The 14,236-nt window shown below is 56.5% G+C and carries 15 protein-coding genes; 7 read left to right on the forward strand and 8 right to left on the reverse strand.

Annotation, left to right across the window (positions count from 1 at the left end):
• The first annotated feature begins 3 nt into the window (after positions 1–3).
• On the forward strand, positions 4–1,014 hold the full coding sequence (locus ACOYA6_RS02955) for an SIS domain-containing protein (RefSeq protein WP_422654003.1): 1,011 nt from the start codon (positions 4–6) through the stop codon (positions 1,012–1,014).
• 85 nt (positions 1,015–1,099) lie between these two features.
• Here the strand turns inward: ACOYA6_RS02955 and rimO are convergent, their stop codons facing one another.
• Positions 1,100–2,425, reverse strand: a complete 1,326-nt coding sequence (rimO, locus tag ACOYA6_RS02960; RefSeq protein ID WP_039029618.1) for a 30S ribosomal protein S12 methylthiotransferase RimO — start codon at positions 2,423–2,425, stop codon at positions 1,100–1,102.
• A gap of 193 nt (positions 2,426–2,618) precedes the next feature.
• Here rimO and ACOYA6_RS02965 point away from each other — a divergent pair, with 193 nt between their 5' ends.
• Positions 2,619–2,792, forward strand: coding sequence for a glycine cleavage system protein T (locus ACOYA6_RS02965; protein ID WP_138369502.1), 174 nt, complete (start codon positions 2,619–2,621; stop codon positions 2,790–2,792).
• A 23-nt stretch (positions 2,793–2,815) separates the two neighbouring features.
• Here the strand turns inward: ACOYA6_RS02965 and ACOYA6_RS02970 are convergent, their stop codons facing one another.
• A complete protein-coding gene (locus tag ACOYA6_RS02970) occupies positions 2,816–3,736 on the reverse strand; it encodes a LysR family transcriptional regulator (RefSeq protein WP_422654004.1) in 921 nt (306 codons plus the stop codon).
• 240 nt (positions 3,737–3,976) lie between these two features.
• On the opposite strand from ACOYA6_RS02970, the gene bssR reads away from it, so the two are divergent.
• A complete protein-coding gene (gene bssR, locus ACOYA6_RS02975) occupies positions 3,977–4,360 on the forward strand; it encodes a biofilm formation regulator BssR (protein ID WP_039029610.1) in 384 nt (127 codons plus the stop codon).
• Positions 4,361–4,464: 104 nt separating this feature from the next.
• Positions 4,465–5,583: a PQQ-dependent sugar dehydrogenase gene (locus ACOYA6_RS02980; protein WP_223075025.1), complete on the forward strand. Its 1,119-nt coding sequence runs from the start codon at positions 4,465–4,467 to the stop codon at positions 5,581–5,583.
• Between the two features lies 1 nt (position 5,584).
• On the opposite strand, the gene ACOYA6_RS02985 is transcribed toward ACOYA6_RS02980, so the two are convergent.
• A complete protein-coding gene (locus ACOYA6_RS02985) occupies positions 5,585–6,211 on the reverse strand; it encodes a glutathione S-transferase family protein (protein WP_223075026.1) in 627 nt (208 codons plus the stop codon).
• Between the two features lie 256 nt (positions 6,212–6,467).
• Here ACOYA6_RS02985 and dacC point away from each other — a divergent pair, with 256 nt between their 5' ends.
• Positions 6,468–7,673, forward strand: coding sequence for a serine-type D-Ala-D-Ala carboxypeptidase (gene dacC, locus ACOYA6_RS02990; protein ID WP_039029607.1), 1,206 nt, complete (start codon positions 6,468–6,470; stop codon positions 7,671–7,673).
• Positions 7,674–7,879: 206 nt separating this feature from the next.
• Here dacC and deoR read toward each other — a convergent pair whose 3' ends face one another.
• The 3 genes from deoR to ACOYA6_RS03005 form a co-directional block, all read right to left on the reverse strand.
• Positions 7,880–8,638: a DNA-binding transcriptional repressor DeoR gene (gene deoR, locus ACOYA6_RS02995; protein ID WP_422654005.1), complete on the reverse strand. Its 759-nt coding sequence runs from the start codon at positions 8,636–8,638 to the stop codon at positions 7,880–7,882.
• Positions 8,639–8,706: 68 nt separating this feature from the next.
• The gene (gene ybjG / locus ACOYA6_RS03000) at positions 8,707–9,315 is read right to left on the reverse strand and encodes an undecaprenyl-diphosphate phosphatase (protein WP_223075027.1); all 609 of its coding nucleotides are present in this window, start codon (positions 9,313–9,315) and stop codon (positions 8,707–8,709) included.
• A 7-nt stretch (positions 9,316–9,322) separates the two neighbouring features.
• The gene (locus tag ACOYA6_RS03005) at positions 9,323–10,051 is read right to left on the reverse strand and encodes a phosphatase PAP2 family protein (RefSeq protein WP_223075028.1); all 729 of its coding nucleotides are present in this window, start codon (positions 10,049–10,051) and stop codon (positions 9,323–9,325) included.
• A 167-nt stretch (positions 10,052–10,218) separates the two neighbouring features.
• Here ACOYA6_RS03005 and ACOYA6_RS03010 point away from each other — a divergent pair, with 167 nt between their 5' ends.
• A complete protein-coding gene (locus ACOYA6_RS03010; protein ID WP_039029604.1) occupies positions 10,219–11,454 on the forward strand; it encodes an MFS transporter in 1,236 nt (411 codons plus the stop codon).
• A 117-nt stretch (positions 11,455–11,571) separates the two neighbouring features.
• Here ACOYA6_RS03010 and ACOYA6_RS03015 read toward each other — a convergent pair whose 3' ends face one another.
• Positions 11,572–12,384 (reverse strand): Cof-type HAD-IIB family hydrolase, encoded by an 813-nt coding sequence (locus ACOYA6_RS03015; protein WP_223075030.1) that lies wholly within the window; start codon positions 12,382–12,384, stop codon positions 11,572–11,574.
• The gene (locus ACOYA6_RS03020) at positions 12,374–13,591 is read right to left on the reverse strand and encodes an MFS transporter (RefSeq protein ID WP_138369493.1); all 1,218 of its coding nucleotides are present in this window, start codon (positions 13,589–13,591) and stop codon (positions 12,374–12,376) included. Before ACOYA6_RS03020 ends, ACOYA6_RS03015 begins: the two co-directional genes overlap by 11 nt.
• An 81-nt stretch (positions 13,592–13,672) precedes the next feature.
• On the opposite strand from ACOYA6_RS03020, the gene ACOYA6_RS03025 reads away from it, so the two are divergent.
• The gene (locus ACOYA6_RS03025; RefSeq protein ID WP_039029601.1) at positions 13,673–14,224 is read left to right on the forward strand and encodes a TetR/AcrR family transcriptional regulator; all 552 of its coding nucleotides are present in this window, start codon (positions 13,673–13,675) and stop codon (positions 14,222–14,224) included.
• Positions 14,225–14,236 lie beyond the last annotated feature (12 nt).

Raw genomic sequence — 14,236 nt, forward strand, 5'->3', positions numbered from 1 at the left:
ACTATGTTAGGTTTTAATCAGGACGAGTACCTGACCAGTGCTCGTGAGATTGTTGCTGCGCGTAAACAGGCGGAAAAGGTAGCTGATGACATTATTGAGCAGGGCTTCAGCACGCTATTTTTCGCATCGGTAGGGGGATCGCTCGCGCCAATGATGGCCATTAACGCCTTCGCCCGGGAATTAACCGAACTGCCGGTTTACCTTGAACAGGCGGCGGAATTAATTCATGCCGGACATAAACGGCTGAATAAAGACTCAGTGGTAATTACCCTCTCGAAATCGGGGGATACCAAAGAGTCAGTAGCGATTGCCGAATGGTGTAAGGCGCAGGGGATCCGCGTGGTGGCGATCACCAAAAATAGCGAATCGCCGCTGGCGAACGCCGCCACCTGGCATATTCCGATGCGGCACAAGAACGGCGTGGAATACGAGTATATGCTGCTGTACTGGGTATTCTTCCGCTTGCTTCATCGTAACGGGGAGTTTGCTAACTATAACCAGTTTGCCAGCCAGCTGGAATTGTTGCCTGAGAATCTCCTTAATGCTAAAAAGCAATTTGATCCCCAGGCCGATGCCATCGCGCAAAAATACCATAACGCCGACTATATGATGTGGATTGGTGGGGCCGAAATGTGGGGCGAAGTCTATCTCTTCTCGATGTGTATTCTGGAGGAGATGCAGTGGAAGCGCACCAAATCGGTCTCCTCGGCGGAGTTTTTCCACGGCACCCTGGAGTTGCTGGAGAAAGACGTCCCGCTGTTCCTGGTGAAAGGGGAGGGTAAATGCCGGGCGCTGGATGATCGCGTGGAGCGTTTTGCCGCGAAAATTACCGATAACCTGGTGGTGCTTGATCCGCGTGAGTACACCCTGGCGGGGATCGATGATGAGTTCCGCTGGCTGCTGGCGCCGTGCGTAGTTTCAACCCTGCTGGTGGACCGTCTGGCTGCCCATTTCGAGCATTACACCGGCCACAGTTTGGATATTCGCCGCTATTACCGGCAGTTCGAGTATTAACAGAAATAACGCCCGGCGGCGCAAGCTTGCCGGGCGTATGATTTTCCAGGCTTGATGGCGCAGCGCCATCAGGCGTTAACCGAAATTAAACCCGCGTACCCCAAAGGTCATACTCGTCGGCGTTCTCAACCTTCACGCGCACGATATCACCCGGTTTCACTTTGGTTTCACCGTTCAGGTAGACCGCGCCGTCGATTTCCGGGGCATCGGCCATGCTGCGGCCAATGGCGCCTTCTTCATCCACTTCGTCGATGATGACCATGATTTCGCGGCCCACTTTCTCCTGCAGACGTTCAGCAGAGATCTGCTGTTGCAGCTGCATGAAGCGGTTCCAGCGCTCTTCTTTTACCTCTTCCGGCACCTGATCCGCCAGTTCGTTGGCGGTCGCGCCTTCTACCGGGCTGTACTTGAAGCAGCCCACGCGATCCAGACGGGCTTCTTTCAGGAAGTCGAGCAGCATCTGGAAGTCTTCTTCGGTTTCACCCGGGAAGCCAACGATAAAGGTGGAGCGCAGGGTCAGATCCGGGCAGATTTCACGCCACTGCTTGATGCGGGCCAACTGGCGGTCAACGGAGCCAGGACGCTTCATCAGCTTCAGAATACGTGGGCTGGCGTGCTGCAGCGGGATATCCAGGTACGGCAGGATTTTGCCTTCCGCCATCAGCGGGATCACGTCGTCTACGTGCGGATACGGGTAGACGTAGTGCAGACGGGTCCAGATGCCGAGCTTAGCGAGCTGTTCGCACAGGCCGACCATGCTGGTTTTCACCGGCTCGCCGTTGTGGAAACCGGAGCGGTGCTTCACGTCCACGCCGTAGGCAGAGGTGTCCTGAGAGATCACCAGCAGCTCTTTCACGCCGGCATCTGCCAGACGTTTGGCTTCGGCCAGCACTTCGCCAATCGGACGGCTCACCAGATCGCCGCGCATGGACGGGATAATGCAGAAGGTGCAGCGATGGTTGCAGCCTTCGGAAATTTTTAAGTACGCGTAGTGACGCGGGGTCAGCTTCACGCCCTGTTCCGGCACCAGGCTCAGGAACGGGTTGTGCTTTGGTTTTGGTACATAGTGATGCACATGTTCCAGCACCTGCTCGTAGCTGTGCGGACCGGTGATTTCCAGCACCTTAGGGTGCACTTCGCGGATTTGATCGACTTTGGCGCCCAGACAACCGGTGACAATCACCTTGCCGTTCTCGGTGAGCGCTTCCCCGATGGCTTCCAGAGACTCCTGTACGGCGCTATCGATAAAGCCGCAGGTGTTAACGATCACCATATCGGCGTTGTCGTAGCTTGGCACCACGTCATAGCCTTCGGTGCGAAGTTCGGTCAGGATACGTTCGGAATCCACCAGGTTTTTCGGGCAGCCCAGGGAGACGAAGCCGATTTTCGGCTGGTGGGTAACATTGCTCATAGATTAAAAAGTAGTCAGTTATGGAGTTATCAGGGCAGGGATTGTACAGGGTTCTTGCGGGGATTTATACAGATCCCTGTGCTGTGCAGGCAGCGGCTAAGATTTTCTTATCCCGGCTTTAAGGGGCCCTTATTGGATTGGTTAAACAGATAACTTATCTTTCACCTCGTCGATAACTTAAATGAGGTACGTTATGAGAGATATTTATCTGCAATCTAAATTAGAAATGGCCAAAACCCTCCACACCTACGGCGTCGAACTGTCCTGTATTTCCGTTGCGACAGGTCTGACCCAGTCCAAATTAGTCAATGAATTAAAAATTGCCGATGACAGCGAATTCGGTAAGCACAAAATCAAAAAATACTAACCCGGCTATTATTCTCTGAACATTCAGGTCGGGTTATTTACTGAGAAATCGGCCAGCAGAGAATAGAGCAGTTTATTCATCTCTTTTCTGAAAGAAGAGTAAATACTGAATTGCGGTAGCGTGAAGGGCGTGTCCAGTTTCTTCAGGTTATACATCCCGGCATACGTCGAAAAGACCTTTTCCGGGATAATGCCCAGGCAATCGGTCTGAGAAACAATCAGCAGGATGGACGCGAAAGAGGTCGTCAGCAGGCAGCGCTCGCTGGAACGGAATTTTTTATCAACGATGCTCCGGTGATAAATAATCTTTTCGTTTTTGGTGTTGTAGCCCACAAGGTTGGCCTCCCTGAACATCTCTTCCGTTACCGTATCCCCATAAAGAGGATTATCTTTTGCAGCAATCAACACCAGCGTCATATCACTCATCTTCTGGCAAGAAAGATTACTGCTCTCAACAGAAAAGGTGGAGAACACCGCATCCGCCTGGCGCATATTCAGCAGTTCGGTAATTTTCGCTTCATTTAGTTCAGCGGTGCGGTGCAGCAGGCTGATATCCGAATTCATGCTGACAATTTTTTGCGTGAGATCGGGAATGACCAGCGGTGAAATAAAGGATTCGGTATAAAGCGTCAGTCTTCTCTTTTTAATCTGTGACGAGAGCGGAAGCAGGGTGGCGAGTTTATCGATGAGCGGCAGGATATTATCGTACAGCTCATCCGCATACACCGTGGGCAGCAGAATATTGCCGCTGCGCACAAACAGGTTATCGCCCATCTGCTCGCGCAGTTTTCGCAGCGACTGGCTGACGGCGGAGGGCGATATGTCCAGCATATCGGCCACTCGGGAGATACTGCCCACGCTGTAAATCAGGCAAAAGAGGGTCAGCAGATTCAGGTCGATCCGGGTTAACGAGACGATCTTTTCTGACACCGGCAAGGTTTGCATACGCCCTCTGTATCACCGCGCGACCCTCTGAAAAATAGCAGGTTGCGCGCCCGCTGCTGTGAGGGAGAAGTATGATTTTGAATTTACCCGCGCTGCAGGCCTTCTCGCTGCTGCCTGGACGCGGCGATTTAACATTGTAAATTATGCAAAACAGTCGCGTATTATTGACCTGACGCATTAAATTGTACAAAAAACAGCCATAATCTAAAGATGTTCTTAGCTGACAAGGGGGGAAATAGCATGTCCGTTGACAGACTAAAACGCGATCTTCTGAACAAGATGATCAACGCCCGAATTGATCTCGCGGCCTATCTGCAGTTGAGGAAAGCGAAGGGGTACATGTCAGTCAGCGAAAGCGACCATCTGCGTGACAACTTCTTTGAACTTTGTACTTATATGCGTGAAAAAGCGCCTGAACTGAGAGCCTATTGTAATCCCGAGGAGCAGGCTATGCTCTATCGTGCCGCCGGTTCGCTCACTACCGCAGGCGTCTGTATGATGACCGGCAACCACGATTGCCCGACATTTATCGCCGTCAACGCAGAGAAGCTGGAAAACTGTCTGAACGATCTCACTCTCTGCATCCAGTATCTGAAATCGCATGCACCGCTGATTCGGAGCTGACCCCGGGGGAGGCAACTCCCCCAACTGCTTAAGTTTTTGTAAAAGTAAGAGTGCCCCTGCGCTGAGTGGCTACCTTTAAGGCATACGTCGAAAAGGAGTGCATTATGCGTCGATCCTCGCTTATTTCCCTGCCAATGTTGCTGATATCCGCCTCGCTGTGTGCGGCACCCGCCGACGTGAAGGTCGAAGTGCTGCAAAATAAACTCGATCACCCCTGGTCGCTGGCGTTCCTGCCGGGAGATCAGGGCATGTTGATCACCCTGAAAGGCGGCCAGCTTAAGCGCTGGCAGGCGGGTAAGGGGCTTTCCGATCCCATCGTCGGCGTGCCGAAGGTCTGGGCTAACGGCCAGGGCGGACTGCTCGACGTGGTGCTGGCACCCGACTTCGCGACCTCGCGCCGGGTCTGGCTGAGCTATGCCGAAGCGGGGGATGACGGAAAAGCAGGTACGGCGGTGGGGTATGGCCGTCTGAGCGACGATAATACGCGGCTGGAGGCCTTTAAGGTGGTCTTCCGCCAGCAGCCAAAACTCTCTACCGGTAATCATTTTGGCGGTCGGCTGGTGTTCGACGGCAAAGGCTATCTCTATATCGCGCTGGGCGAGAATAACCAGCGGCCTACCGCCCAGGATCTGGACAAGCTGCAGGGCAAGGTGGTGCGCCTGACCGATCAGGGTGCGGTTCCGGGCGATAACCCCTTCGTAAACCGTAACGATGCGCGGCCGGAAATCTGGTCTTACGGGATCCGCAACCCGCAGGGGATGGCGATGAATCCGTGGAGCGATACCCTGTGGCTTAACGAGCACGGCCCGCGCGGCGGGGATGAAATTAACATCCCGGAAAAAGGCAAAAACTACGGCTGGCCGCTGGCGACGCACGGCATCAACTACAGCGGCTTGCCGATCCCGGAGGCTAAAGGTGAGCATGTGGAAGGCACCGAGCCGCCGCTGTTTGTCTGGAAGCAGTCCCCGGCCCTGAGCGGGATGGCCTTCTATAACAGCGATGTTTTCCCGCAGTGGAAAAACAAACTGTTTATCGGCGCGCTGAAGGACAAGGATGTGATCGTACTGAACGTTAACGACAAAAGGGTAACCGAAGAGGGGCGCATTCTGGGGGATCGCGAGCAACGGGTCCGCGATGTGCGGGTCGGGCCGGATGGCTATTTATACGTGCTGACCGATGAGTCGGACGGGCAGCTGTTAAAAGTCAGCCCGTCCGGGAAATAGCTTAAGTAACCGGGATCATCACCACGTTACGGTAGGCAGGGCGTTCGCTCAGCTTAGCCATCCAGCGCTCGAGATGCGGGCGCGAAGTCCACTCCAGGCCAACGTTGGTAAGGTTCCAGACAAAGGGCGCGACGGCGATGTCGCCCACGCCAAAGTCGTCGCCCGACAGCCATGGCTGTGTCGCCAGGGTTTCATCCAGCATGGCGAGCAGGGATTCGCAGCTCTCTTTTGCGGCATTAATGGCCGGGTAGTTACGCTCGGCTTCCGGGGTTCTCACCAGCCCCATCAGGATCACCCGGTGGGCAGGGGACAGCGTCTGGTTGGCCCAGTCCATCCACTTTTCACCCACGGCACGCTTTGCGGGAGCATCGATCCAGAGTCGGTTCTGGCCGTATTGTGCGGCGAGGTAGCGCACGATGGCGTTGGATTCCCACAGCGTCAGGTCGGTTTCGTCATCGCGCAGCAGCGGAACCAGGCCATTGGGGTTCATCGCCAGATACTCCGCGTCTTTATTCACCCCGAACTCCAGTCCCGCCATGATCTGGTTAAAGGGTAAATCGAGTTCTTCCAGCGTCCAGAGCACCTTTTTGACGTTGGTTGAATTGTTCCTGCCCCACAACGTAATCATAATAACCCCTTATAATTAAAGCCGATCTTAAGATAACATCCGAGTGTATGGCTTCACATGGTGAGATAAACCCAACAAATACGCAACAGAGGCGAAAAAAATCGACGTGGTCAAAGCGTATCGGGTTGTTATTGCATAAACTTTAAAAACTTTACCAGGATTTGGTTTTTTTTAAGGCTTTAGTACGTTATTACTCATCGCTTCTTACGGCACGGTAGTGTGACGTGATTTTTGGAATGGAAATTCGGGTGGCAACATGATGCGAAAAACTTCTTCTTTACGCGGTCTGGTAGCGGGTTCTGCGCTGCTGGTCCTTTTTGCACCTTCGCTGTACGCAGCGGAACAGGCGGCGCCAGAGGCCCCGCCGGTTGATGCGCGCGCCTGGATATTGATGGACTATGCCAGCGGCAAAGTGCTGGCCGAAGGCAATGCGGACGAGAAACTCGACCCTGCAAGCCTGACAAAAATCATGACCAGCTACGTAGTGGGGCAGGCGCTGAAAGCGGGCAAAATCAAACTCACCGACATGGTGACCATCGGCAAAGACGCCTGGGCGACCGGCAACCCGGCGCTCCGTGGCTCCTCGGTGATGTTCCTCAAGCCCGGCGATCAAGTGGCGGTTTCCGATCTGAATAAAGGGGTAATTATTCAGTCGGGGAATGATGCCTGCATCGCGCTGGCCGATTATGTGGCCGGCAGCCAGGATTCGTTTATTGGCTTGATGAATGGGTATGCGCAAAAATTAGGCCTCACTAACACCACCTTTAAAACGGTTCACGGCCTGGATGCGCCGGGTCAGTTCAGTACCGCCCGGGATATGGCGCTGCTCGGTAAGGCGCTGATTCATGACGTGCCGGAAGAGTATGCGATCCACAAAGAGAAAGAGTTCACCTTCAATAAGATCCGCCAGCCGAACCGTAACCGCCTGCTCTGGAGCAGCAACGTGAACGTCGACGGCATGAAAACCGGTACCACGGCGGGAGCCGGCTATAACCTCGTGGCGTCAGCGACCCAGGGCGATATGCGTCTGATCTCGGTGGTGCTGGGCACCAAAACCGACCGCATCCGCTTTAACGAGTCGGAAAAACTGCTGACCTGGGGCTTCCGCTTCTTCGAAACCGTCACGCCGATTAAGCCGGACGCGACCTTTGTCAGCCAGCGCGTCTGGTTTGGCGATAAGAGCGAGGTTAGCCTCGGTGCCGGCGAAAGCGGTTCCGTGACCATTCCGCGCGGCCAGCTTAAAAACCTGAAAGCGAGCTACACCCTGACCGATAAACAGCTCACCGCACCGTTGAAGAAAGGCCAGGTGGTGGGCACCATCGACTTCCAGCTGAACGGCAAATCCATCGAACAGCGTCCGCTGGTGGTGATGGAAGCGGTGGAAGAGGGCGGCTTCTTCGGCCGGATGTGGGATTACGTAATGATGAAATTCCACGAGTGGTTTGGTGGTTGGTTTAAGTAGTTGAAAACAACGCCGGGTGGCGGCTTCGCCTTACCCGGCCTACAAATATCGTAGGCCCGCGCAAGCGCAGCGCCGCCGGGCGTCAGGCCGCTAACCGGCCCAAATCGTAGGCCCGCGCAAGCGCAGCGCCGCCGGGCATCAGGCCACCAATCAGCCCAATACCGTAGGCCCGCGCAAGCGTAGCGCCGCCGGGCACTAGCCCGCACTCAGTACATCAGCTTAATCTGCTGCGCCTTTGCATAAGAAACCAGCTCCTCGTCCGGGCGACAGTCGCTCACGATGGCGTTAAAGCGCGTCAGCTCACCCATTCTTGCCGGGCGCACTTTGCCAATCTTGCTGTGATCCACCACCAGCACATGGTACTGGGCCATATTCATCGCCCACTGTTTTACCGGCAGCTCGTCGAGATTAAAGCAGGTCGCCCCCTGGCGGACATGCACGCCCGCCGCGGAGTAAAAGGCGATATCCGGACACAGGTTATTAAGCGTGTCCTGCAGATTCAGCGGTTTGAAAATCGCATTGCTGGCGTGGAACTCCCCGCCGCAGAGGATCACCCGGCAATCTGGCTTTTCCTGCAACGCGAGGAAGGTGTTCAGAGAGTAGCAGACGCCGGTAAACGGCAGGTCGTTATCAATGGCTTCGATGATCCACGGCGTGGTGGTGCCGCAATCGAAAAACAGCGTCTGGTGGGGCTGCACCAGCGAGGCGGCAAGACGCGCGGCTTTGCGTTTCTCTTCCACCAGGCGGGTCTTTTGATCGCTCAGCAGGTAGTGGCTGGCGCTGCGGGGCTCAAGGACGATATAGCCGCCAAGCAGCACCACAGGGCCACTTTCACTGTTGAGATCGCGACGAATGGTCATCTCGGAGACACCCAGCAGCGCGGCGGCTTCTTTCAGGTGCAATTTGTCGCTGCGCTTGAGCGCATTAATCAGTTGAGCCAGCCGTTCGTCACGTCGTGTTTCCATAGGTCCTCGGAGCCATAAATGAACCCCCGTTACGCCGGGGGGCTCAAGTTTAACTCGCTAAACCCGAATTAGTCACGTATCCAGCCTTTACGGATAGGCAGGGCAAAGCAGAAGCGGTACAGCTGCGAAAGACGTTGATAGATAACGTCCCCGCACAGATTCCACAGGATCTGCGCGCTCAGGCAGCCCAGCATGCCGACCATCAGTCCGCCCAGCATGTCCATCGGCCAGTGCACGCCAAGGTAGACGCGGGACCAGGCGATGGTGCAGGCCACTATCATCAGGACGATGCCCGACCAGACGCGATGCCAGAACAGGAACGCCAGCGCAAAGGTGAAGATGACGGTGCCGTGATCGCTCGGGAAGGAGTCGTCGGCGGCATGATGCAGGAAGTTATAGCCGACACGATCGACAAACGGGCGGTCATGCGGGAACATATGCCCCAGCAGCCAGGACGCCGCCAGGCTAATCAGCAGCGCCATGGCGATCTTAATCACCAGCTGGCGCTGGGCACTTACCTGCTTGCGCGGCCCCCACAGCCAGAGGATCGCAATCAGCGCCGGAACGATGCTAATCATATCTTTCGCCACAAAGGTGGCGAGTTTGATGCTCCACTCCGGTGAAGCAGGTGTGGCGTTGATCAGTTCAAACAGTCCGTAGTTCAGATTTTCTAACATACCCTCGTCACTCTTTTGCAAACCAGGCGGAAACAAGGCCGTAAGCCACCACCTGTGAAAACCACACCCACCAACCTGCCCACAGGTTATGGGAGAAGAAATGTGCCCCGCGCATCACCTGGCCATAGCCCATGACCAGCCCGAGCACAATACCCGCTACCACCATTCCCCAGGCCAGGCGCGGACGCTCGCGCCAGAAGGCGAAGAACAGTCCCATCACCATAAAGCCGCTTGAGGCGTGTCCGCCCGGGAAACAGCGGCCAGGGCCACTGCCGGCGGGGGCGGTATCAAACAGGGGATACGACAGCGCTTTGCCACCGTACTCAACCAGATCCCAGGGACAGCTGTGATGGCTGATGGCTTTCATTACGCCAACCACCGCCGTGCCCAGCCCCATTAACAGAGCCCCGGTTACCAGCCGGGCGTTGCGTCGGTACGCGCCGTAAAGCAGCGTTCCGGCGGCCAGGGCAATGGTCAGGTATTTCGCCAGTCGATGATTGAGCAGATCCAGCAGCGCGTTCTGCTGCAGCGGAAAGTGCTGAGTCGCCGCGTCAAACCAGTAGCCTGTCAGCATCCGGTCAAGGGTCTCATCCCGTGAAAGCCACGTGAAAATCCCGGCCAGAACCAGCAGCGCAATAAGCTGATAACCATAAAAACGTACCGGCAAGCGGTAAAGGGGTTTTGTCTTAGAACTCTTTAACTTAGACAATTCTGAAGCGGAGGAAATCTGTGTCATAATTAAGGTCAATGACTGGAAAAGCCCAAGCATACGGATGCCAACTTAAGGAAACCTTAAACGACGGCGATTTGTGCCTTATTTCTGAACTGCCGCGTGAATCTGCTATCTCTGGCGCGGCCATTTCATTACACTCTGCGCGATTTTTTATCGGATATTGAGACTCCATGTTAAACCGTTCTTCTTCTGGCACTCGCCTGGGGCGTCAGGCGTTGCTGTTCCCCCTGTGCCTGGTGCTTTACGAATTCTCCACCTATATCGGCAACGATATGATCCAGCCCGGCATGCTGGCGGTGGTGGAGCAGTACAACGCCGGGATCGAGTGGGTTCCCACCTCCATGACCGCCTATCTGGCGGGGGGGATGTTTTTACAGTGGCTGCTCGGGCCGCTGTCGGATCGTATTGGCCGTCGTCCGGTGATGCTCACCGGGGTGGCGTGGTTTATCGTCACCTGCCTGGCGACCCTGCTGGCGCAAACCATCGAGCAGTTTATGGTGCTGCGTTTTTTACAGGGGGTCAGCCTGTGCTTTATCGGCGCGGTCGGCTATGCCGCCATCCAGGAGTCGTTTGAAGAGGCGGTGTGCATCAAAATCACCGCCCTGATGGCTAACGTGGCGCTGATTGCGCCCCTGCTGGGCCCGCTGGTGGGGGCGGCCTGGGTCCACGTTGCACCGTGGGAGGGGATGTTTGTGCTGTTTGCCGCGCTGGCGGCGATCTCTTTTTACGGCCTGCACCGGGCGATGCCGGAAACCGCCACCCGTATTGGCGAGAAGCTCTCATTGCAGGAACTGGGGCGCGACTATAAAGAAGTGCTGAAAAATGTCCGCTTCGTGGCGGGAGCGCTGGCCATTGGCTTTGTCTGCCTGCCGCTGCTGGCGTGGATCGCCCAGTCGCCGGTGATCATCATCAGCGGTGAAAATCTCAGCAGCTACGAGTATGGCCTGCTGCAGGTGCCGATTTTTGGCGCGCTGATTGTGGGTAACGTCGTGCTGGCCCGCCTGACCTCGCGTCGTACCGTGCGCTCGCTGATCATTATGGGCGGCTGGCCGATTGTCATTGGTCTGGTGGTGGCAGCGGTAGCGACGGTGGTGTCATCCCATGCCTATCTGTGGATGACCGCCGGGTTGAGCATTTACGCGTTTGGTATTGGACTGGCGAATGCCGGACTGGTGCGCCTGACGCTGTTTGCCAGCGAGGTAAGTAAAGGTACGGTATCGGCGGCGATGGGCATGTTGCAGATGCTGATCTTCACTGTGGGTATCGAAGTGAGCAAACACGCCTTCAGCAGCGGCGGCAACGGGTTGTTCAGCCTGTTCAACCTGGCAAACGGCCTGCTGTGGCTGGCGCTGATGTTTGTGTTCCTGAAAGATAAGCGGGTGGGGAGTTCGTTACAGCCGGAGTAAGCATTCAAGCCGGGTGGCGGCTTCGCCTTACCCGGCCTACAAAAACGGGCGTCGTGTTAACAAACGGCCCGATATCGTAGGCCCGTGCAAGCAACGCGCCGCCGGGCATTACCCTGCTTAGTTGAACGGTGCTTCCCGGCTCAACACGCGGTCGATAACCTCCAGCACCCCTTCTTCATTATTGTGCGGCGCTTCATAGCGGGCGACCGCTTTAATGTGATCCCGGGCGTTGGCCATGGCAAAGCTGAATCCGGCCTGGCTCAGCATCTCCACGTCGTTACCGCTGTCGCCAAAGGCGACCACTTCGCTGTCGTCAATGCCCCACAGCTCCTGGAGCAGGCGCAGGCCGTTGGCCTTGTGGATCCCCGGCAGGATCAGGTCGATGTTGCCGTGCCCGGTGGTGACCGGCACCATAATATCGCTCAGCTTCTGGTGGATCATCGCCTGGATGCGCGGTATCTCTTCGTCCGGCAGATTCAGCCCGAATTTAAAGAAGATATCGTTGAAGTTGTCGAAGTTATCCACCTTTTCCAGGCGATGATAATACTTCGCTGCCACGTCATGGAACGCCTCGCCATAGTGCTTGAGGGTATAAGCGCTGCCTTTGCCACAGGCGATCACTTCTACTTCGGGAATTGAACAGAGAAATTCCGCCACGGTGGCGAACTGCGCCTGGGTCAGCTCGCCGTTATAGACGTCTTCACCGGCATTCACCACCCAGCCGCCGTTTTCGGCGACAAAGGCGATCTCATCGGCTATCTCCGGGAAAAAGGAGATCAGCTGGTAATACTGGTTGCCGCTGGCGACCACAAACCGAATGCCCCGTTCCTTCATCTGCGCATACTGGCGCAGGAAGCGCGCGCGATTGTACTCCTTCGCATCGTTCAGGAAGGTGCCATCCATATCAACCGCAATCATTTTAACGCTCATATCCATTCTCCATGACAGATCCAGCCTGTGCGGCCGGTTTGGCGACCGCCCGGGCAACCAGGGCGGCAATCATCACTAATCCCAGTACCACCATCATGGCGCTGCGTAAGCCATAATGTTCGCCGAGGAAGCCCAGCAGCGGCGGGCCCACCAGGAAGGCGAGGTAGCCGGTGGTGGCAACCACGCTGACGCGGGTCGGCGCATCCGGGCCGGTATCGCTGGCCGCCGAGATGGTGAGCGGGAAGCCGAGCGAAGCGCCAAGTCCCCACAGGATCACCGACACGCCGGCAATCCAGTCGACATCGACAAAAATAATCAGCGCAATGCCCAGCCCGCCGAGCAGGGCGCTGGCGCGAACCACCGTTACGCGGCTGTAGCGGTCAATAAACCAGCCGCCGGTAAAGCGCCCGACGGTCATGCCGAGGGTGAACCCGGCGTAAATCAGCGAGCCGGAGGTGGGGCTGAATCCGTGACCGTCCACCATCAGCAGCGGCAGCCAGTCGTTCGCGGACCCTTCGGCAAAGGCCATCGCCAGCACCACCACACCAATCAGCATCAGCTGCATATCGCGATAGAACGGCAATCCCTTCTCACCGGTTTTGCTCTCGCCCGCCTGGTTTTTGCCGTTGCCGTCCGGGATCGCGGTGATACCCAGCAGGACCGGGGCGATACAGACCAGCGCCGCCAGCAGAATGTGCAGATTCGCGGCGATGCCGGCGGCGGTGAGCGCCATGCCGACACCCGCGCCTGCCAGCGTGCCGAGGCTGTAAAAGCCGTGCATCATCGGCAGCACGGTTTTGTTCATCTCGCGCTCGATGGTGGCGCCTTCCACGTTGATGGCCACTTCGGCGGCGCCAAAGCTGCCGCCAAAGACGGTGAGCCCGAGGGCAAACGCCAGCGGGGAGGCGAACCACAGCGCAACGCTGAGCATAATCATACCCACAATCGCGCAGCACATGGTGGTGCGGATCACTTTCCGGGTACCGAAGCGCTTAACCAGCCAGGCGGAGCAGAGAATGCCGCTCATCGAGCCTATCGACAGGCCAAACAACACGATGCCCATCTCCGCCGTTGAGACCGACAAAATGTCGCGGATAGCGGGGGTGCGGGTAGCCCAGGAGGCCATTAACAGGCCGGGAATAAAGAAGAACATAAACAGCGCCCACAGGCGGCGTTGCAGAATTTTGCGCGATGAGATGACGGTCATGATTTCTGTACCAGAGGGACAACACAGGAGACAACACTAGCAAGGTTGTGTACATTTGTACATAAATTCGCTGAGGTAAATATGAACAGACGACCCAACGATCCGCAACGGCGGGAAAGGATCCTGCAGGCCACCCTGGACACCATTGCCGAACACGGCCTGAACGCCGTCACCCATCGCAAAATCGCCAGCTGCGCCGGGGTGCCGCTGGGGTCGATGACCTACTATTTTGCCGGTATGGACGCGCTGCTCGAGGAGGCCTTCACCTGGTTTACGCAGCAGATGTCGGTGCAGTACCGCGAGTTTTTTGCTGGCGTAACGGGCCCGGAAATGGCCTGTGATTCCATCACCACCCTGATCTACAGCTCTGAAGTCACCACGCCGCACAATATGGAGCTGATGTACCAGCTGTACGCCTTTATGAACCGCAGCCCGTCGTTAAAAACCGTGATGCAGGACTGGATGAAAACCAGCCAGACCGTGCTGGAGCAGTGGTTTGATCCGGTCACCGCCCGCGCGCTGGATGCCTTTATCGAAGGGATGACGCTGCACTTTGTTACCGACCGACAGCCATTATCGCGGGAAGAGCTCAGGGCAATGGTGGGAAGGATTGCAGGGGAGAGTGCAGTCTGAAAGCGCCGTCAT

It is taken from the genome of Leclercia barmai (genome assembly GCF_049312895.1).
In the GTDB taxonomy this organism is placed as follows: Bacteria; Pseudomonadota; Gammaproteobacteria; order Enterobacterales; family Enterobacteriaceae; genus Enterobacter; species Enterobacter barmai.